This is a genomic window from Peribacillus sp. YIM B13472, assembly GCF_042788005.1.
Taxonomy (GTDB): domain Bacteria; phylum Bacillota; class Bacilli; order Bacillales; family DSM-1321; genus Peribacillus; species Peribacillus simplex_E.
The window spans coordinates 40,502-58,690 of the sequence record NZ_JBHZPG010000035.1; the positions used below are offsets into that span (position 1 = coordinate 40,502).

Sequence of the window (18,189 nt, forward strand, 5' to 3'; positions counted from 1 at the left end):
AAATGGTGCAATTCGAAAAATCCGGCCAGCTTCAGGACCTGCCCAAGCAGTTTTTTGCTTCACTAGTAGCAAAAGTCAATGCGATCACGGAGCAAGGACATGATGTCATTAATTTAGGCCAGGGAAACCCTGATCAGCCGACGCCAGAACATATCGTGAAAAGTTTGCAGGCTGCCGCTGAAAAAACGATTAATCATAAATATTCGCCATTCCGGGGACATCAATATTTAAAAGATGCTGCCGTCGTCTTTTATGAACGAGAATACGGTGTCAAGCTGGATCCGAATAGTGAAGTGGCGATTCTCTTCGGGGGGAAGGCAGGTCTTGTCGAACTGCCGCAGTGTTTATTGAATCCAGGTGATACGATCCTTGTTCCAGATCCCGGCTATCCGGATTATCTTTCCGGAGTTGTTTTAGCCCAGGCAAAGACCGAACTCATGCCCTTGACAGAAGAAAATGATTTTCTTCCGAAATACAATGACATACATAAAGAAGTACTTGATAAAGCCAAAATGATGTTCTTGAACTATCCGAATAATCCCACAGGTGCTTCTGCAACGGAAAGTTTCTTTGATGAAACCGTCTCCTTCGCAAAAGAGCATTCCATTTGTGTGGTCCACGATTTCGCTTATGGTGCGATCGGATTCGACGGAAAAAAACCGATAAGCTTTCTCCAGGCGAAGGGAGCGAAGGATGTAGGAATAGAAATATACACACTATCGAAAACATACAATATGGCAGGGTGGAGAGTCGGCTTCGCAGTGGGGAATAAGAGTGTAATAGAAGCTCTAGAACTATTACAAGACCATCTTTATGTGAGTCTTTTCCCGGCGATACAGGAAGCTGCGGCAAGCGCTTTGCTTGACTCGCAGAGCTGTGTAGAGCAGTTAGTGCAGATGTACGAGGGACGAAGAAATGTTTTCATTGAGGGATTGAGGGCAATCGGCTGGGATGTCAAAGCGCCTGCGGCATCGTTTTTTGCCTGGCTCAAGGTGCCTAAAGGCTTTACGTCAGAGAGTTTTGCAGACTATTTATTAACGCATGCCCACGTAGCTGTTGCCGCAGGGAATGGATTCGGTGAATTTGGCGAAGGTTACGTCAGGGTAGGGCTGCTGACTTCGGAAGAACGGCTTGAAGAGGCAGTGGAACGAATACGTTCATTAAACTTATTTTAACGATGGAATGAGGTATCCGATTTATTCACCGTTAAATAGTTAAAACTTATTGACAAAGTAGGGATTACCTGTCAGAATACAAAATAAATTCTTAATCTTTCGATACTTGAATGCAATTTATATATCAGCGTTTTCTTATTTTGAGCAGGTGGAGGGACTAGCCCTATGAAGCCCAGCAACCGACCGTAATTCCATTGTAAAATGGGGCGGAATTCTTCGCCGGATTTTCTTTAAATCCACAAGGCACGGTGCTAATTCTTGCAGCCAATGGCTGGGAGATAAGAAGATGGCTTTTTAAAGCCTCTTCTTTATGAAGGGGCTTTTGCCATTTTAGACCATTTCAGGTTAATGACATCGAGAGTTTACTAACGTGTTATAGGAGTGATCAGATGAGCGAGATAGTCGCTACTTATTTAATTCATGACTTCAATGGAAATCATGAGAAAAAAGCAGAGAGCATTGCCTTAGGTTTGACTGTCGGGACTTGGACGGACCTGCCACATTTGGTCCAGAAACAACTGGAAAAACATAAGGGGCGCGTCGTATCGGTGACACGCCTTTCTGAAGAAGAGAGTGCAAACAGCTACTTTAATCGTAAAGTATACCGTTCGCTTATTAAAATTGCCTATCCGGCGGGGAATTTCTCCATTGATTTACCTGCAATCCTCACGACGGTCTTCGGCAAACTTTCATTGGACGGAGAAATAAAACTTATCGACCTGGATTTTGTCGGTGATATTCAAACAGCTTTTCCCGGGCCGCAATTTGGCATTGGAGGCATAAGGGAAAAGATTGGCGTATTTAACCGGCCCCTGGTGATGAGCATCTTTAAAGGTGTATTAGGAAGGGACTTGACATTCCATAATGAGCAACTAAGGCAACAAGCTTTGGGAGGTGTCGACCTAGTTAAAGATGATGAGATCCTCTTCGACCAGGAACTGACTCCATTTTTCGATAGAATAAAAACGGGAAAAAGAATATTGAATGAAGTCCATGAAACCACTGGCCACCGAACTTTATATGCTGTCAATCTATCAGGGAAAACATTTGAATTACTGGATAAGGCAGAGCAGGCGGCTGAAGCAGGGGCAGATGCTTTATTGTTCAACGTTCATACATATGGTTTGGATGTATTGCAGGCCTTGAGTGAACATGATCGTATCAAGCTGCCGATCATGGCGCATCCCGCATATAGCGGGGCATTGGCATCTTCATCATTTTATGGGATCGGCTATCCATTATTGCTTGGTAAATTAGTAAGGTTATCAGGTGCGGATTTATCCTTGTTCCCATCCCCTTATGGAAATGTCGCACTGGAAAAAAAGGAGACCTTGGCGATTGCTGAAGCTCTGACAAAAGATGAACTTTCATGGAAAAAAGCCTTCCCTGTTCCTTCTGCAGGCATTCATCCAGGCATGGTTCCGGACCTAATCAAGGATTTTGGGCTCGATAGCGTGATTAATGCAGGGGGGGGAATTCACGGGCACCCTGACGGAGCAGAGGGCGGGGCCAAGGCTTTCCGTTCTGCTGTGGAAGCCGTTCTAGCAGGAAAGGACCTATCTGAAGCGGCGGCTGAGGAAGAAACACTAAAAAAAGCTCTTGTGTTATGGGGAGGCCTATAAGAAATAATGAAACCGATCATCTTTTGTGATTTTGACGGAACGATCACCAACACGGATAATATCATTTCCATCATGAAAAAATTTGCTCCTCCTGAATGGGAAGCGTTGAAAGACGGTGTCCTTCAGCAAAAAATCAGTATATCTTCAGGAGTTGGGGATATGTTTTCACTGCTTGATAGTGGCATGAAGGATGACATCATCCAATATGTAAGAAAGACGGCCGGCATTCGTCCAGGGTTTTATGAATTCGTTGAGTATACGAAACAAGCCAACATCCCTTTATATATAGTAAGCGGGGGCATGGATTTTTTCATTGCACCGCTTTTAAATGATATCTTGCCAACAGAGTCCGTTTATTGCAACCATGCATTTTTTGATAAGGAAAAGATTTATATTGAGTGGCCACATGCTTGTGATGATCAATGTAATAATGATTGCGGTTGCTGCAAGCCATCCATTATGAGGGAAATAGCGGGTGAGGAAGATTTTAAATTCGTTATTGGAGATTCAGTAACGGATTTTGAAGCGGCAAAACAGGCCGATTTTGTCATAGCCCGTGACATACTGCTTGAAAAATGCGATAGGGAAGGAATTCCACATCAAGGATTTGAAACATTTTTTGATGTAATTGACATTTTAAAGAGGCAGGAGGCGGTTAAAGCGTGAACAATCATTCTAAAGAATGGCGGGAGTTGGCAGATATTAAAGCTGAACTGGCCGAAAGGGATTGGTTTATGGGAACAAGCGGTAACTTGTCCATCCGCGAGCCCAAAAGCCCTTTCTTTTATATTACGGCAAGCGGTAAGGATAAAAGGAAGCAAACGGATTCGGACTTTTTACTGGTGGATTTAAAAGGAAAACCAGTTGAAGAAACGAACCTAAGACCATCGGCCGAAACTTTACTACATACAGCCATTTATCGGAAAACCAATGCAAACTGTGTACTTCATGTCCATACTGTTGAAAATAATGTGATATCAGAATTGTACGGAGATGAAGGCCAGGTTTCCTTTTGTAATCATGAAATCATTAAAGCGACCGGTCGGTGGGAGGAAGATTCGGAGCTTCGGATTCCAATCATATATAACCACGCTGACATCCCGCTGTTATCCGATAAGTTCAAGCCACATGTCGAAGAAGACTCTGGCGCCGTGCTGATCCGCAATCATGGCATTACGGTTTGGGGTAAAAGCGGACTCGAAGCAAAAAGAATACTTGAAGCTTGCGAATTTTTATTTCAATACCAACTGTTGCTTAATCAACAAAAGGCGTTTGCAGGTTCTTTAAGGTAAACACTCGAAGAGGAGGAATGAATGATGGCGACGGTAAGATTCCATGAAACAAACGAGGTTATTGAAAACGGTGAACAGGTAAAAGGATTTTTAGAAACACAAGGGGTTATTTATGAGCAATGGGACATTTCTAAATTACCGGCCCATCTTGTGGAAAAATACGATCTAACAGATGCTGACAAGGAGGAAATCCTTGTAACATTCCAATCAGAGATAGCGGAAATTTCTGAAAGAAGAGGCTATAAAGCGCATGATATCATCACATTATCAGATGCAAATCCGAACTTGGATCAAATGCTTGAAAACTTTAAGCAGGAACACCACCATGAAGATGATGAAGTGCGTTTCATAGCAGGAGGTACGAGTATCTTTGCCATTGAAGGCAATGATAAACAGTGGTTTGATGTACGTCTTAATCCAGGAGATCTTATTAGTGTACCAGAATCAACAAGACATTATTTCACGCTCGCAGAAGATAGGAAAACTGTTGCTGTCCGTATTTTCGTTACAGCGGCAGGATGGGTGCCGATTTACGAAAAAGACGAAGTTCAAGCATAAACCAATTGAAAAACCAGCTTACGGGCTGGTTTTTTTATGTGGATCCGGCAAGTGCTTTAGTAAGATAAGTATGATAAAATTTAACGGAATCGAATTTAACCGGATCATAGGAGCAGATAAGAATGAAAACAACCGAAGTGTACATATTGGGCGGCTTTCTCGGCAGCGGGAAAACGACGCTTCTTCGAAATATTTTAAAACAGGAAAGTGAAGCGGGTAGAAAAGTGGCCGTGCTTTTAAATGAGCTCGGCAGTGTATCGGTTGACAGCGGACTCATTGGTGATGGAGTGCCTCTTAAGGAGTTGTTTGACGGGTGCATTTGCTGCACAATTCAAGATAAACTGGAGGTTCAGCTTCATGAATTACTAACGGAAAATGAACTGGATGCGGTTTATATAGAAACGACGGGCGCAGCTCATCCAGTTGAAGTATTGGATGGAATCATGTCGCCGATCTTCGCCAAAAGGCTGGAGTATAAAGGGATTATCACTGTCGTCGATTTATTAAGGTGGCGTGATCGGGAGGAACTGTCTCCGCAGCTTCGACAGTTGCTTGCCGAGCAAATCCACCATGCCGATTTCATATTATTGAATAAAGCGGATTTAGTTAGTGAGATGGAGGCCGCACAGCTGATTTATACGATACAGGCGCTGAATCCGGATGCTGTATGTTTATTGACGGAGTATGCAGCCGTATCCTTGACATCATTGCAGCAGATGCAAAGAAAACGGCATAATGGCCATCAAAAGCTTGATGTACATGACCATTTGCATTTAACTGCAGTCGTTCATACATTTGAAGGTGCCGTGGTACAAACCGACTTTGAAGAGTGGCTTAGGGCTTTGCCGGAAACGGTCTATCGGATGAAAGGATACATTTCCTTTACACATTCACAATACCCCCATTTGTTCCAATACTCCTACGGAATGCCGTTGTATATGAATGAAATGATGAAAATGCCATTGAATATCGTCATAATCGGGGAAAAGTTGGATAAGGAAATGTTGATCGGTCAGTTGAAAGCTTTGGAATTGAAAGCGGCCCGATAAACGTTTACCGCCCATTTAAGAAGGGAAACATAAAAAAGAGACTTTCTTATCAAGGAGGCGGTATTAGTGCCATGGAATAAGAACGATTACCCAAACTCGATGAAGAATCTAGATAAAGATGTAAGGGAAAAGGCTATAGAAATCGCCAATGCATTATTGGATGAAGGATATGAGGATGGAAAAGCCATTCCAATTGCCATAGACCGGGCTAAGATGTCAGTAGGAAAAGATTGAAAAAATGGTCAGACCCACTAATGGGTCTGACCATTTTTATTGTTGCATTCCAAAGGCGGCAAATGTCTTTTCGTCTTCTATTAATCCGCAAGCAGCACATTGGACCCGAACTTCAGGACCATTATATGCTAGATGGAATGGCTGGAGGGAATCGTTCGAATATTGTTCAATAATCTCACCTGACTGCGGATCCTTTTTAATGGGGGTTGCTACTTGCTGAATGAGATTGAAGCGAGATTTATTTGTCCGGCAATTCGGACAGCGGTATACTTGAGACATTGTACTCACTCCTTTTTTGAATTTTAAAAAGCGTAATCGTATTATTAAGATAGTCTTTACAATCTTGAACATTAATATGTATAAATTAGTAATGGATGGAAGGGATACTATGAAAGAAAATGTCAGGCAAGAAGAATTACTGGTGGCTTATTTAAGCATATGGAACAATCGTAAGGTGACCGCTGGAGGTGGAAGGGAAGTGTTGTCGGAACTCATCCGCCGTGAGCTTTTGGATGAAAATGCCCATCCCCGTGCCCGCAAACCAGTATTGGAGAAATTTTACCTCTGTATTAAACGCGTAATGGAATCTTCGCTTTCTGAAGAAATGAAAAATGCGATCGTCATGGCCTATATCACTGAATTGGAAAGGTTATGATTTCCGAGTGTTTTAAGGATGCTTGTTAGCAAATATTCTTTTCTGGTTCATACTTTTTTCACAAATCATTGTTAAAATCTTTAAAAAATAGATATTTAATGAATAAGGAGCTTAAAATATGAAGTGGGGCATTGGGCTTTTTCTTGCCATCGTATTGCTTACTGGGTGTAATAGCGGTAATGCATTTACTAAAATCAATAAAAGTGAATCTTTCCTGGCGACTGTCAATATCAAGGATACCTCACTGACTTTCATAGATGAAAACTATCATCCATTTGCAAAATGGGATATTTCAGAACCATTTACCGGAGCCCTGCTCCTGGCAGATAAAGATACTATCCTGCTTTATGGAAAAGAGATGGAGAAAGTCCAAGTGTACTCTTTATCAGCAGGAAAACTGATAAACAGTTGGGAAATTGGCAAAGGGATCGTTAATATGCAGTTGTTACGTGATGGAAAAAGCATCTTGGCGGTCAACCAATCGAATGACTCCATTTATTTCTTAAATACAGATGGGGAGAAACAGGATATTGTCAAGGTTGGTAAAAGCCCCCTGACCGTTCTTCAAGGAGAGCAAGCGAATCGTTTGTATGTTATTAATTTTGGTGATACCAAATGTTCGGTTATAAATCTTGAAACGAAAAAGGTCGATTTTGAATTTCCCGTACATAGTTCCAGCACAGGCACATTATTAAGGGAAGAAAAGGATGAAATATGGATTGGAGGACACGGTGATGGGGACAAAGTGGAAGAAGATCTATATATTTATTCGGCAAAAACGGGAGAGTTGAAGAATAAGCTGAAGGCCCCAACCATGCCGATAAAGTTCCTTGAGAATGCTGAAGGCATATTTGTCCTTAGTCATGGTACAAGCTCTTTATATAAATTGAATGATCAATATGAGGAAGTGAAAAGCAAAGTGGTCGGTGTCAACCCCTTTGAAATGGCTAGCTTTAACGAAGATGTGATCGTGGCCGGATATGATAGTGATGAAGTGTATGTAATGGATGCTGAAACAGTCGATGTTAAAAAAACGATCAAAGTCGGCGAAGGTCCGTTCCAATTGATGTTGAGGGAGTAGATGACATGCATGTTTACACCATTTTAGTCGTGGATGATGAAGAAGATATGCGAAATCTAGTTGAAATGTATTTGCTGAACTCAGGTTATCGATGCCTTCAAGCTGCGAATGGAAAAGAAGCTATTGGTATGGTTGAAACAGAGGATGTGGATTTAATCCTATTGGATATCATGATGCCAGGTATGAATGGTTTCTCCGTTTGTGAAGAAATTCGTGAATATTGGGAAATTCCTGTAATATTTGTCAGTGCGAAAGGTGAAGAATGGGATAAGGTGAGAGGGCTGAAGCTTGGCGGCGATGATTATATCGTCAAACCGTTCAATCCAGGAGAATTGGTCGCAAGGGTCGAAGCGGTATTGCGGAGGACAGGGAAATTATCATTGAATGAAGAGAGTCAAAACCATGTCCGGTTCGGTAAAATTAGCTTGAACTTACAATCCAGAACGGTTTTGGTGGAAGGGAAGCCAATCAATTTAACTTTGAAGGAATTCGAATTGCTTTTATTCCTCATGCGTCATAAAAGCCAGGCACTCAGCCGTGAACAACTGCTTGAAAATGTATGGAGCGGGGAGTATGGAGGATCTTTACGTACCGTGGATACCCATATCAAAACGTTACGAATGAAATTACGAGCTGCCGATTACATTCAAACTGTCTGGGGAATCGGTTATAAGATAGAGGAAAAGAAATGATCAATAAATGGCGAACCCTCTCTTTTAAATTATGGCTCACCATCATCACCGCCATCATCCTATCAGTGCTGTTCGCTTACTCACTTTCTCAATATTATTATAAAAATCTATATGTGGAGAAACTTAAAACAGATTTAGTCAATGAAGCGTCATTGCTAGGGGCTGATTACTCCGGCGGTGAAATCAGCGAAGATTTCAAGGAAAAAGTTGAATGGTTTAACAGTAAGAATGACAGCGAGGTCTTTGTCGTCAACAATCCGAGGGAATTGAGTGCCTGTCTGCCTTTTGAAATCAATTATGACACCCTTATTTCTGAAGAAGAACGGCAAATGCTTTTAGATGGGAAAGCCGTTGAAAAAGAGGGATATGAGAAAAGGTTTGAAAAGAACATCGTAGCGGCGATCATACCCCTGATTGACGAAAATCGGCTCGAAGGTATCATCTATACATATATTCCTGTAGATTCCATAACGGTCTTACTTAAGGAATTTGCCGCAAAATGGATGGCGGCAGTTCTATTATTTTTGATTGTCGCTATTTTGTTTACTACGAAATGGTTGAAAAAGCTAGTCAGTCCGATTAAGGAAATCGAGACTGCAGCCCATCGTGTCTCAGAGGGGAATTATGACATACAGGTCGAGGTAAGGAGTCATGATGAAATAGGGAAACTGGCAATGGCCTTTAATGATATGGCCAATTCCATCCATATGGAAGAAGAAAGAAAAAAAGAATTTCTAGAAAATGTAGCACATGAACTCAGAACCCCGCTTAGTTACGTAAAGGGCTATACGCAGGCCATATTGGATGGTGTCGTGGAAAATGATGATGAGCAACGGAAATACCTTCAACTCATTTTAAGGGAGGCTCTTAGGCTGCAGCGGCTTGTGGGAGATTTGATGGACTTATCAAAAATGGATAGCGATCCATTCATGTTAAATAAAACCCCGATTGCCTATGCGCAATTCATTGATGACGTACTTGTGAAATATGAACCGATAATAAAAGAAAAGCAATTGGGCTTGCAGCTAGATCTGGATCCAGACCCGATTATTTTGGGGGATGAAGGAAGGATGGAACAGATTCTACATAACATTTTTGATAATGCCATTCAGTACACGGATCCCGGAGGGGCGATCCATATTACCCTAATTCAGCATAAAGATGATTGCGAACTACTGGTTACTGACACGGGTAACGGGATTCCGGAAGCGGATCTGCCATATATCATGAATCGTTTTTACCGAGTGAACAAAGCACGCAGCCGTTTTGATGGCGGGTCAGGGCTTGGACTGTCCATTGTCAAAAAATTGGTGGAATTACAAAATGGTAAAATTGAAATAGAAAGCAAGGAAAAAAGGGGAACAACAGTCAGGGTCATCCTGCCGAATATAAAAGAAGATTGGAATTCATAAAAAGGGGATACGTTCAAAAATGAAAAAAATCATGTTATTTTGCATGGCGTTAATTTTTTTGGCTGGATGCGGCAAGAAAGAGGAGATTCCAAAAATGTTAAATGTCGATTTAGCTGTCGATCCAACTAAGGGTAAAGTGAATGAGCCTGTGAAATTTCAGGCAAAAGTAACATATGGGGATGAAGTCGTGACAGATGCGGATGATGTCAGTTTTGAAATTTGGCTTGCGAATAGCGATGACCATGACAAGATAGCAGTAAAACATAAAGGGAACGGTATATATGAACTGGAAAAGGCTTTTGATGAAGAAGGTACCTATTATGTATATGCCCACGTAACGGCAAGGGACATGCACAACATGCCAAAGAAAGAATTCGTCATAGGCAAACCAAGCACGCCCGAACAAAATGGCGGAAAAAAAGAAATGGACGAGATGAATGATGAAGAAATGAAATGATGAAGAACTGAAATGATGAATGTACCATCAAAATCAAAACAATTCGGGCTTTAATCCGGATTGTTTTTTTATTTGGAAAAATGTTCAAGACGATAGGGGGAAAATGACGAAATGTCGAAGTGAAACCGAAAAATTTGTAACATAAAAGTAAAGAAAGTCATAATAATTCGGTTAGTAACGATATGTCAACAAAAAGTTATTAGTATTCCATGGAAATGGTTCTATGTAACTACCATTGACAAATAATTACTGGAAAAATATGAGTATTAATACTATTGGCAGAAACATAGATAGTTAAAGCATTTCTGCTTGTTTTCTCTGAAACTTGGATTATAAATATATTTTCATTCGCATCCTGTGAATTTGATGGAAATTGATGGTGCCTTTATTACAAAAAGTGCATGTTATGATAATTCCAGAAGCAAAGCACAACAAAAAATGAACATCACAGGAGGAAATACGAATGAAAAAGAAAATGATTATGTCAGCAGCAGCGGCTGCAGCTATTATATTCACAGGAGTAGGAGCTAACCAAGCTGAAGCAGCCAACTGTGATACAGTGAAACAAGTAACTTATAAAACTACGAATAAAGAGGATATGCAAAAAGTCCTTAACCAATATCTAGCTAAATACAATATCACTATTCCTGCAGCGCAGGCACAACAAAAACCAGTTCAACAACCAGTTCAACAACCAGTTCAAAAACCAGTTCAACAACCAGTTCAAAAACCAGTTCAAAAACCAGTTCAACAACCAGCTCAACAAGAAGTTGGAACAACGAACCAATCAAAACCAGCAGCAAAACCTGCAGCACCAGAAGTAACACCTGATAAATCAACTGATAAAAAACCAGAGACAAGCTCTGAATTAAGTGCTTTTGAACAAGAAGTTGTTAAATTAACGAATGCAGAACGTGAAAAACAAGGTTTGGCAGCTCTTAAAATCGACACTGAGTTGAGCAAAGTTGCACGTATCAAGTCTCAAGACATGAAAGATAAAAACTACTTTGACCACAATAGCCCGACTTACGGCTCACCTTTCGATATGATGAAACAATTCGGAATCAGCTATAAAACAGCTGGCGAAAACATCGCACAAGGTCAACAAACACCAGAAGAAGTGGTACAAGCTTGGATGAATAGCCAAGGACACCGTGAAAACATCATGAACCCTAGCTTTACTCATATTGGAGTAGGTTACGTAGAATCTGGTAACTACTGGACTCAACAATTCATCGGAAAATAATAGATTAATAGAAAAGTGCATCCCATTAACATGGGGTGCGCTTTTTTTTTGCGAGAATGGTTCCATTCCATGGGAAAAAATCAATTGTACCATTTATTAGCTCTCTATAATGTACCCAAATCTAAAAAAATGGAACCAAGAAATAACTGGAACCGCACCTGAACATCAGTGAGGTCCCGGTGAAGCCACTTAAATTTCCGATACATCGATTTCTGAATACTGTGTATTGAAACTTTTTTGAAGCCGTATTTCCAATGTTGATTCTTTATATTGGGCTGATGCTCCTTTTTTCTTTACAGGTGCGGGGAGTGTTATAACATGACGATCTGACTCTTCGGGAATCCCCTCGATGATGGATTGGTTAGATGTATGGTAAAGTTTCATTTTCTTTAGCCAAGATTCATCTTGTATTGGAATTCTTACGAAGACATATAAGTGGGTTTCAAATACTTCGGCATGTAAAGGATGTTCAGATCTGGCATTTACTTTTTGTGAGCCGCCATCATTTTGGTTCATCATACCTTGCATATTGTCAGGGATCACTTGTGAAAATACCTTTTCAATGAACGATTGAACATCACTTTGCTGCATATTTTTCATGAATTCCTTTTGGTTAGGGTTATTCTTAAAAGAAAAAAGTGAATTCCAGGGAAACATATTGAATTCCTCTCTCCTGTTTATGGTCTGACAGGTTTATTTGTTATATTTTATGCAGCTAAAGCCCAGAGGTTCTTTTTTATAATTACTAAATTATAGAAAATGGAATAAACTTATGTATAATTAAGTAAAATCCATTAGATAAAGAGGGTAAGCCTGTGGATGAAAAAGTAGCTTTTATTACAGGTGGAGCAACGGGTATCGGCAAAAGGATGGCATTATCACTCGCGGATAATGGAATGTCCATTATCATAACTTATCGAAAAAGTAAGAAGGCAGCTTTAGCATTAGTGGATGAATTACAGGAAATGTACCATGTTAAGGCAATTGCGATTCAAGGTGACTCGTCAAGTGAAGAAGATTGCCGGAATATATTGCAAAAGATTTCGGAGACATTTGGCCATGTTGATATTTTCATTCATAACGCAGGGCCATATATGCATGATCGTAAACCGATGACCGAATATGGCGGCGATGAATGGAAGTACATCATGGACGGGAATTTAAATGGTTTTTTCTATTTTGCGAAGGAACTTATTCCACAAATGCGCAGCAGAAACTGGGGCAGAGTCATTACCTTAGGGTTTGAACGGTGTGAAACTGCACCAGGTTGGATTTATCGTTCTGCTTTTGCCGCTGCAAAGAGCGGCTTGACCTCCTTGACAAGAACCTTGGCTGCGGAAGAAGCTATTCATGGAATCACCGTGAATATGGTTTGTCCTGGTGATATCATAGGGGATTGGAAAGAGAAGGAAATAAGGGTCGCGAGAGCAGAAAAGGATGATACGGTTCCAGTCGGCAGACCGGGGACGGGGGAAGATATAGCGAGGGTCATCACGTTCCTTTGTGATGAAAAATCGGATTTCATTACCGGCAGCATCATTCCGGTAACAGGCGGTAAGGATGTTCTTGGGAAAATATATAAAGCCTAGTGGTTTAGGGGTTGAATTCAGAATGAAAAAGGGTGAGGCCGGTATAATCCAGCCCCACTCTTTTTTTACGCCAATTTTTTATATTTTACTTGCTGTATGAAACGTAAGCGAGCCGCCAAGCCTATAGCTCCGAGAGCCAAGCCGGAAATTAAGCCGATCCAATACCCAAAGGCTCCCATATCCGTATACTTTGCAAAGAAATAGCCAATGGGAAGCCCGAGAATCCAGTAGGAGACAAGTGACATCGCAAATGTGACATTTACATCTTTATATCCACGCAAAATACCCTGAATAGGTGCCTGCAGGGCATCCGATATCTGAAAAAAGATGGCATATATCAAGAAATGTGATGTCAGCATCATTACCTCATGGTCTTTTGTGTATAAAGAGGCCACAGGTTCGCGGAAGAGGAATAGGATGGTCGACAAAACGAGAGACATCGTCAAGGCCATCGATATGCCAATCCAGCTATACTCTTTGGCATCTTTATAACGGGCTGCCCCAATTTCAAATCCAATGACGATCGTCAGTGCCATGGAAATACTTAGCGGTATCATATAAAGCAGTGACGCAAAATTCATGGCAATCTGATGCGATGCAATTGTCACGGTATTATACTTACTCATCAAAAGGGTGACGGCTGAGAAAATGCTTGTTTCAAAAAAGATAGCCAGTCCGATGGGTACGCCAATCAATAATAAGGCCCTCCATTCTTTCCAGGAAACCCGGAAAAATTCACTGAAAACCTCATATGTCGAAAATGGGTTGATTTTTATCACAACAAGGATGGCCACAAGGGCAATTAACCAATACGTAATGGCAGTGGCGTAACCGGAACCGACACCCCCAAGTTCAGGGAATCCAAACTTCCCGTATATTAACAGGTAATTAAAAAGGACGTTTACCGGGAGTGCACATAAGGTGATGATCATGGAAATCCTAGTCTGTCCCAGAGCATCGATGAAAGCCCTCAACGCATTATAAACGAATAAAGGAATGATACCGAGTGAAAGGGCGATCAAATAATCATGAGCCACCATGTGGACACCATCTTCAAGGTCCATGGCACTCAATACTGGGTTCAAAGAAAACGCCCCAATGATTAAAATGATCATGGCTAAAGCGACAGCTAAATAAATGGCCTGCATCACGGAATAGGAAACGGATTTAGACTGCCTGGAACCTACCAACTGTGAAACCACCGGCGTCAAGGCAATCAATATCCCGCTCAGCCCCGTGTACACGGGTGTCCATAGCGAACTGCCGATGGAGACGCCAGCAACGTCCTGAGTGCTGTATTGTCCAGACATCATCACATCAAAAAAAGTCATGGCATACATGCTGATTTGGGTGATCAGGATAGGTATCAATATATAAAATAACAGGCGGATCTTTTGTGATTTAGTATAAGTCTGATTCATTAAAGTACCTCAATATCAATATTTGGAATTTTCAACACAATGAAAGAATTATATCACATAAGCATGTTATGTTTTAAGAGTTTTTATTTGAAGCTAAAAAAGACTTGCCGTATTGGGCAAGTCCTTTTGTCAGTCGCGCATGGATTCAAAATCATTCATGGCTTCCATATTTGAGTCTTTTTGAAGAATGAATGCCTGTGAAGGAATGGCAATTTGTACATCTTCCCGTTCCAATATCTCCATTATTTTAAAGTTCACATCTTCTTTGATTGATAAATATCCTCCAAAGTCGGTCGCTTTCGTGAAGAAATAAAGGTAAAGGTTGAAACCGGAATGACTGAACTCATCAAATTTAACCAAAATCGTTTCCGGATGTACTTCAGGATGATCAATGAGCATTTTTTCAATGCCTTTAATGACATTTTCCAATTTTTCTTTTGGTGTCGTGACATTCACGCCCAAATGAAAGGCAATCTGTCTTTTGCCCATCTTGGACCAGTTGATGATCGGTTCATTCGATAGGGTCGCATTTGGGACTGTAACTAAAGCTTGGGCAAAAGTCCGAACTTTTGTGCTTCGGAATGTGATGTCTTCAATGGTTCCCTCCACACTTGGAGTTTTGACCCAGTCTCCTATTGTAAAAGGTTTTTCGGTAACGATGACGATACCTCCAAAGAAATTGCTGACGGTATCTTTAGCGGCAAGAGCGAAAGCTAATCCACCCAAACCAAGCCCTGCAACAAATCCATCGACATTAAATCCCCATTCTTCCGCAATGATGGAGGCACCAAAAGCAATGATGATTAATTTTATTATTTTCGTAAAGAACGGCATGACGATTTCATCGACTTCAAGTCCGAATTTACTTACCAATTTCGGAAATAATATAGTTAAGATCGAACTGATATTAAAAATCGTCCAAAAGAATATGAAGACAAAAAACGATCTGTATATTCTCGATCTGAATTCAACCGAAGGTGAGTCGATCGGAAAATAGTGCATGGATATAATGACACCAATCAAAACGATAAGCAATCTTACCGGCTGTTCTATAGCGAGCATTAAGTTGGCGGCAAATTCCACTTTACGTTTTTCTGCAATTCGTAGAAAGAACTTGAATATATATGTAGTAAATACTTTCCGAAGCAAAAGGAAAATTAGAAAAATGCCAATGGAAATTCCTAATTTGGTCCAGGCTTCGATTCCATCAAATTGATCGAGTGATTCAGAAACTTCTTGCAATGTATTACTCCTCCAATGTATCTTGTAGTATTGTAGAATACTAAGATTATAATATATTCATGCTGAAAAAGGAAAAATAATCGATGATTACATTCATCATTGGGATTTAGTGATTCACTGAATACTTTTTCAAGTTATTAATGGCAAGGATATATGATAATATGGATGCAAAGTGATTTTTTAAGTTTGGAAGGTGGAAATATTGACTAAGAAAATAGTATTTACCGGAGGCGGTTCTGCCGGTCATGTATCTGTTAATGCAGCAATCATCCCGGAATTTTTAAAGCATGATTGGGATGTTACTTATATTGGATCAAAAAAAGGCATTGAAAAAAATATCATCGAAACGGAATTTCCCGAGGTCCGTTATGAAACGATTTCAGTTGGAAAATTCCGGCGTTATCTATCTGTTGAAAATATGAAAGATCCTTTCCGGGTCATAAAAGGGATTTTTGATGCACGAAAAATATTAAAAAAGACCAAGCCGGATTTCATTTTTTCTAAAGGTGGATTCGTTTCGGTTCCAGTCGTTTTGGCAGGCAGGATGCTGAGAATACCGATCGCGATACATGAATCGGATTATACGCCTGGTCTGGCTAATAAGATTGCCATGCCGCTTGCATCTAAAATCTTCACTACTTTCCAGGAAACGGAAAAAGATCTTCCTAAAGAGAAGGCTATGTATCTTGGCGCCGTATTGCGCGATGGGATTTTTACTGGAAACGCTTCTGCTGGAAAGGCATTTTGTGGATTCACGAATAACAAACCGGTGTTGCTCGTTATGGGAGGAAGCCTTGGGGCCGTTAAAATCAATAATTTAATTACAGATAATCTTGATGCCTTATTAAAGGATTATCAGATTATTCACATTTGCGGGAAGGGAAATGTGAAAACGGAATTGAAACAAAGGGGATATGCTCCTTTTGAATTCGTACATGAAGAATTGTTCGATCTTTTGGCGGCTGCTGATGTGGTTGTGTCAAGGGCAGGTTCAAATTCAATTTTTGAATTCCTTGCTTTGCAAAAGCCGATGTTACTTATCCCTCTAAGTGCCAATGCATCCCGTGGAGATCAAATCCTGAATGCGTCAAGCTTTGAAAAACAGGGTTTTTGTAAAGTCATCGAAGAGGAAGAGCTAAATGACCGGATTTTTAATGCTACATTAGCGGATTTAGTGAAACAATCGGATGAATATCAGAAGAAAATGCGTCAAAAACGCCCATTCAAAACGGCAGCTGAAATGTATGAATTACTACTTAAAGTAATGGGTGCAAAAAAATAAGTATCATTCCCCTCTATGTAGCATATCTTTTTCGAACAGAGGAGGGGGTAGAATGGCTTATGAATATTCCAAAGGGTGGTTCATTCAGCAGCTGAAAGCCGCAGGGATTAGCTATCATCCAATTGAGAAAAAAAAGCTGGAGCTGTATAAAACGTATATTCTAAGGCGTTTATACGACGATCTGCAAAAAAAATAAATCATAAAAAGAACCGCAACTGAACTGCACCCCAATTGTTAGACAACATCTAACAATTGGAGGTGCAGTTTTTTTTGACTAAATATTCGATAGACGAAAAATCAAATGCAGTTTTAGAGTACTTAGAAGGGAAAAAATCCTATAAATCCATTGCTCAAGAAAGAAATGTAGAAGGTTTATCCCCTCTGAAAAGATGGGTAGCTTGCTATCTAAAACATGGGATGGAAGGACTTGTTTCATCCATACAAATTACACTCTGCCCTTTAAACTAGAGGTACTTACATATATGAACGAATATGGGGCGTCGATCAACGAGACCGCTGTACACTATAACCTTCCTTCCGATTCTACACTTTTGAATTGGGCAAATCAGTTTAAGGAAGGAGGTATAGACGCCCTTATACCAAAGAAAAAGGGGCGTCTATCCATGAAAAAAGAAACTATGAAAAAATCGCCAGCTAATGGCTCTCAAGAAGCACTTCTTGCCGAATTAGAATACTTACGTGCAGAGAATGCCTATCAAAAAAGTTGAATGCCTTAGTTCAAGAAAAGGAAGCCTTACAAAGAAAGAAAAAGTGAAAGTAGTCCATGAACTAAGGAAACAATTTAATTTAAATCTGCTTCTATCCATTTCTAAAATGGCACGGAGTACGTACTATTATTGGGTAAACACCTTCGGGCGTGAGGATAAATATACAGAAATTAAATCCCTTATCAAAGAGATTTTCCATACGCATAAAGGTCGTTATGGATATCGGCGTATCACTTTAGAATTACGTAACCGAGGTGCTCGCATCAATCATAAAACAGTTCTCCGATTGATGAATGAACTAGGATTGAAGTCATTGGTTCGCTTCAAACAAGAACTAGAAGAATATATCCATTACTACAATCATCAACGAATCAAGGTAAAATTAAAACATACTAAGATTAGTAGTGCGGACCAAGGCATTGGTCCACACTACTATTTTTTATATAGTAGAAAT

General features: G+C 40.4%; 21 protein-coding genes, 1 pseudogene and 1 riboswitch. Of the genes and pseudogenes, 18 read left to right on the forward strand and 4 right to left on the reverse strand.

Annotation, left to right across the window (positions count from 1 at the left end; translation table 11 throughout):
* Positions 1-2: 2 nt before the first annotated feature.
* From ACFX4I_RS21390 to ACFX4I_RS21420, 7 genes and pseudogenes are all read left to right on the forward strand, one after another.
* Positions 3-1,175, forward strand: a complete 1,173-nt coding sequence (locus ACFX4I_RS21390) for a pyridoxal phosphate-dependent aminotransferase (RefSeq protein WP_377422876.1) — start codon at positions 3-5, stop codon at positions 1,173-1,175.
* 132 nt (positions 1,176-1,307) lie between these two features.
* A riboswitch (SAM riboswitch) is annotated at positions 1,308-1,460 on the forward strand.
* Between the two features lie 104 nt (positions 1,461-1,564).
* Positions 1,565-2,797: a 2,3-diketo-5-methylthiopentyl-1-phosphate enolase gene (gene mtnW / locus ACFX4I_RS21395; protein WP_377422879.1), complete on the forward strand. Its 1,233-nt coding sequence runs from the start codon at positions 1,565-1,567 to the stop codon at positions 2,795-2,797.
* Positions 2,798-2,803: 6 nt separating this feature from the next.
* Positions 2,804-3,463 carry a 2-hydroxy-3-keto-5-methylthiopentenyl-1-phosphate phosphatase gene (locus tag ACFX4I_RS21400; RefSeq protein WP_377422881.1) on the forward strand — a complete coding sequence of 220 codons (660 nt, stop codon included), beginning with the start codon at positions 2,804-2,806 and terminating at the stop codon, positions 3,461-3,463.
* Positions 3,460-4,089: a methylthioribulose 1-phosphate dehydratase gene (locus ACFX4I_RS21405; protein ID WP_283931807.1), complete on the forward strand. Its 630-nt coding sequence runs from the start codon at positions 3,460-3,462 to the stop codon at positions 4,087-4,089. The genes ACFX4I_RS21400 and ACFX4I_RS21405 overlap by 4 nt, the downstream gene beginning before the upstream one ends.
* Positions 4,090-4,113: 24 nt before the next feature.
* Positions 4,114-4,647, forward strand: coding sequence for a cupin domain-containing protein (locus ACFX4I_RS21410; protein WP_309518839.1), 534 nt, complete (start codon positions 4,114-4,116; stop codon positions 4,645-4,647).
* 122 nt (positions 4,648-4,769) lie between these two features.
* Entirely contained in the window at positions 4,770-5,696 is a 927-nt protein-coding gene (locus tag ACFX4I_RS21415) for a CobW family GTP-binding protein (RefSeq protein WP_377422884.1), read from the forward strand.
* Positions 5,697-5,762: 66 nt separating this feature from the next.
* A pseudogene (locus ACFX4I_RS21420) lies at positions 5,763-5,909 on the forward strand (DUF2188 domain-containing protein); the annotation flags it as partial.
* A 57-nt stretch (positions 5,910-5,966) separates the two neighbouring features.
* On the opposite strand, the gene ACFX4I_RS21425 reads toward ACFX4I_RS21420, so the two are convergent.
* On the reverse strand, positions 5,967-6,209 hold the full coding sequence (locus tag ACFX4I_RS21425; protein WP_076366082.1) for a DNA alkylation repair protein: 243 nt from the start codon (positions 6,207-6,209) through the stop codon (positions 5,967-5,969).
* A gap of 109 nt (positions 6,210-6,318) precedes the next feature.
* Here ACFX4I_RS21425 and ACFX4I_RS21430 point away from each other — a divergent pair, with 109 nt between their 5' ends.
* The 6 genes from ACFX4I_RS21430 (at position 6,319) to ACFX4I_RS21455 (ending at position 11,473) form a co-directional block, all read left to right on the forward strand.
* Positions 6,319-6,585 carry a hypothetical protein gene (locus ACFX4I_RS21430; protein WP_309518841.1) on the forward strand — a complete coding sequence of 89 codons (267 nt, stop codon included), beginning with the start codon at positions 6,319-6,321 and terminating at the stop codon, positions 6,583-6,585.
* A 118-nt stretch (positions 6,586-6,703) separates the two neighbouring features.
* Positions 6,704-7,666, forward strand: a complete 963-nt coding sequence (locus ACFX4I_RS21435; protein ID WP_230304050.1) for a YncE family protein — start codon at positions 6,704-6,706, stop codon at positions 7,664-7,666.
* Between the two features lie 5 nt (positions 7,667-7,671).
* Positions 7,672-8,358, forward strand: a complete 687-nt coding sequence (locus tag ACFX4I_RS21440) for a response regulator transcription factor (protein ID WP_377422888.1) — start codon at positions 7,672-7,674, stop codon at positions 8,356-8,358.
* A complete protein-coding gene (locus ACFX4I_RS21445; protein ID WP_377422890.1) occupies positions 8,355-9,770 on the forward strand; it encodes a sensor histidine kinase in 1,416 nt (471 codons plus the stop codon). Before ACFX4I_RS21440 ends, ACFX4I_RS21445 begins: the two co-directional genes overlap by 4 nt.
* Before the next feature lie 19 nt (positions 9,771-9,789).
* Positions 9,790-10,227: a FixH family protein gene (locus ACFX4I_RS21450; RefSeq protein WP_377422892.1), complete on the forward strand. Its 438-nt coding sequence runs from the start codon at positions 9,790-9,792 to the stop codon at positions 10,225-10,227.
* A 463-nt stretch (positions 10,228-10,690) separates the two neighbouring features.
* The gene (locus tag ACFX4I_RS21455; protein WP_377422894.1) at positions 10,691-11,473 is read left to right on the forward strand and encodes a CAP domain-containing protein; all 783 of its coding nucleotides are present in this window, start codon (positions 10,691-10,693) and stop codon (positions 11,471-11,473) included.
* A gap of 189 nt (positions 11,474-11,662) precedes the next feature.
* On the opposite strand, the gene ACFX4I_RS21460 is transcribed toward ACFX4I_RS21455, so the two are convergent.
* On the reverse strand, positions 11,663-12,130 hold the full coding sequence (locus tag ACFX4I_RS21460) for a hypothetical protein (RefSeq protein WP_034307462.1): 468 nt from the start codon (positions 12,128-12,130) through the stop codon (positions 11,663-11,665).
* A 158-nt stretch (positions 12,131-12,288) separates the two neighbouring features.
* Here ACFX4I_RS21460 and ACFX4I_RS21465 point away from each other — a divergent pair, with 158 nt between their 5' ends.
* Complete coding sequence (locus tag ACFX4I_RS21465; RefSeq protein ID WP_377422897.1) at positions 12,289-13,062, forward strand: SDR family oxidoreductase; 774 nt, start codon at positions 12,289-12,291, stop codon at positions 13,060-13,062.
* 65 nt (positions 13,063-13,127) lie between these two features.
* On the opposite strand, the gene ACFX4I_RS21470 is transcribed toward ACFX4I_RS21465, so the two are convergent.
* Both ACFX4I_RS21470 and ACFX4I_RS21475 read right to left on the reverse strand, forming a co-directional pair.
* Entirely contained in the window at positions 13,128-14,483 is a 1,356-nt protein-coding gene (locus tag ACFX4I_RS21470) for an MATE family efflux transporter (protein ID WP_230304247.1), read from the reverse strand.
* A gap of 129 nt (positions 14,484-14,612) precedes the next feature.
* Positions 14,613-15,725, reverse strand: coding sequence for a mechanosensitive ion channel family protein (locus ACFX4I_RS21475; RefSeq protein ID WP_230304248.1), 1,113 nt, complete (start codon positions 15,723-15,725; stop codon positions 14,613-14,615).
* 193 nt (positions 15,726-15,918) lie between these two features.
* Between ACFX4I_RS21475 and ACFX4I_RS21480 the strand changes: the two genes are divergently transcribed.
* The 4 genes from ACFX4I_RS21480 to ACFX4I_RS21495 form a co-directional block, all read left to right on the forward strand.
* Positions 15,919-17,007: an undecaprenyldiphospho-muramoylpentapeptide beta-N-acetylglucosaminyltransferase gene (locus ACFX4I_RS21480; protein WP_309518842.1), complete on the forward strand. Its 1,089-nt coding sequence runs from the start codon at positions 15,919-15,921 to the stop codon at positions 17,005-17,007.
* A 52-nt stretch (positions 17,008-17,059) separates the two neighbouring features.
* On the forward strand, positions 17,060-17,203 hold the full coding sequence (locus tag ACFX4I_RS21485) for a DUF2639 domain-containing protein (RefSeq protein ID WP_192205140.1): 144 nt from the start codon (positions 17,060-17,062) through the stop codon (positions 17,201-17,203).
* Positions 17,204-17,396: 193 nt separating this feature from the next.
* Positions 17,397-17,735 carry a helix-turn-helix domain-containing protein gene (locus tag ACFX4I_RS21490; protein ID WP_377422901.1) on the forward strand — a complete coding sequence of 113 codons (339 nt, stop codon included), beginning with the start codon at positions 17,397-17,399 and terminating at the stop codon, positions 17,733-17,735.
* A partial coding sequence (locus ACFX4I_RS21495) for an IS3 family transposase (protein ID WP_377422904.1) occupies positions 17,716-18,189 on the forward strand: 474 nt, incomplete at its 3' end. The genes ACFX4I_RS21490 and ACFX4I_RS21495, both read left to right, overlap by 20 nt.

What these genes read in the sequence shown, in the direction of transcription:
- ACFX4I_RS21490 (WP_377422901.1), top strand. Translation starts at nt 17,397, where the DNA reads ATGGGTAGCTTGCTATCTAAAACATGGGATGGAAGGACTTGTTTCATC.
- ACFX4I_RS21485 (WP_192205140.1), top strand. Translation starts at nt 17,060, where the DNA reads ATGGCTTATGAATATTCCAAAGGGTGGTTCATTCAGCAGCTGAAAGCC.
- mtnW (WP_377422879.1), top strand. Translation starts at nt 1,565, where the DNA reads ATGAGCGAGATAGTCGCTACTTATTTAATTCATGACTTCAATGGAAAT.
- ACFX4I_RS21440 (WP_377422888.1), top strand. Translation starts at nt 7,672, where the DNA reads ATGCATGTTTACACCATTTTAGTCGTGGATGATGAAGAAGATATGCGA.
- ACFX4I_RS21445 (WP_377422890.1), top strand. Translation starts at nt 8,355, where the DNA reads ATGATCAATAAATGGCGAACCCTCTCTTTTAAATTATGGCTCACCATC.
- ACFX4I_RS21435 (WP_230304050.1), top strand. Translation starts at nt 6,704, where the DNA reads ATGAAGTGGGGCATTGGGCTTTTTCTTGCCATCGTATTGCTTACTGGG.
- ACFX4I_RS21430 (WP_309518841.1), top strand. Translation starts at nt 6,319, where the DNA reads ATGAAAGAAAATGTCAGGCAAGAAGAATTACTGGTGGCTTATTTAAGC.
- ACFX4I_RS21425 (WP_076366082.1), bottom strand. Translation starts at nt 6,209, where the DNA reads ATGTCTCAAGTATACCGCTGTCCGAATTGCCGGACAAATAAATCTCGC.
- ACFX4I_RS21450 (WP_377422892.1), top strand. Translation starts at nt 9,790, where the DNA reads ATGAAAAAAATCATGTTATTTTGCATGGCGTTAATTTTTTTGGCTGGA.
- ACFX4I_RS21415 (WP_377422884.1), top strand. Translation starts at nt 4,770, where the DNA reads ATGAAAACAACCGAAGTGTACATATTGGGCGGCTTTCTCGGCAGCGGG.
- ACFX4I_RS21400 (WP_377422881.1), top strand. Translation starts at nt 2,804, where the DNA reads ATGAAACCGATCATCTTTTGTGATTTTGACGGAACGATCACCAACACG.
- ACFX4I_RS21410 (WP_309518839.1), top strand. Translation starts at nt 4,114, where the DNA reads ATGGCGACGGTAAGATTCCATGAAACAAACGAGGTTATTGAAAACGGT.
- ACFX4I_RS21390 (WP_377422876.1), top strand. Translation starts at nt 3, where the DNA reads ATGGTGCAATTCGAAAAATCCGGCCAGCTTCAGGACCTGCCCAAGCAG.
- ACFX4I_RS21470 (WP_230304247.1), bottom strand. Translation starts at nt 14,483, where the DNA reads ATGAATCAGACTTATACTAAATCACAAAAGATCCGCCTGTTATTTTAT.
- ACFX4I_RS21460 (WP_034307462.1), bottom strand. Translation starts at nt 12,130, where the DNA reads ATGTTTCCCTGGAATTCACTTTTTTCTTTTAAGAATAACCCTAACCAA.
- ACFX4I_RS21455 (WP_377422894.1), top strand. Translation starts at nt 10,691, where the DNA reads ATGAAAAAGAAAATGATTATGTCAGCAGCAGCGGCTGCAGCTATTATA.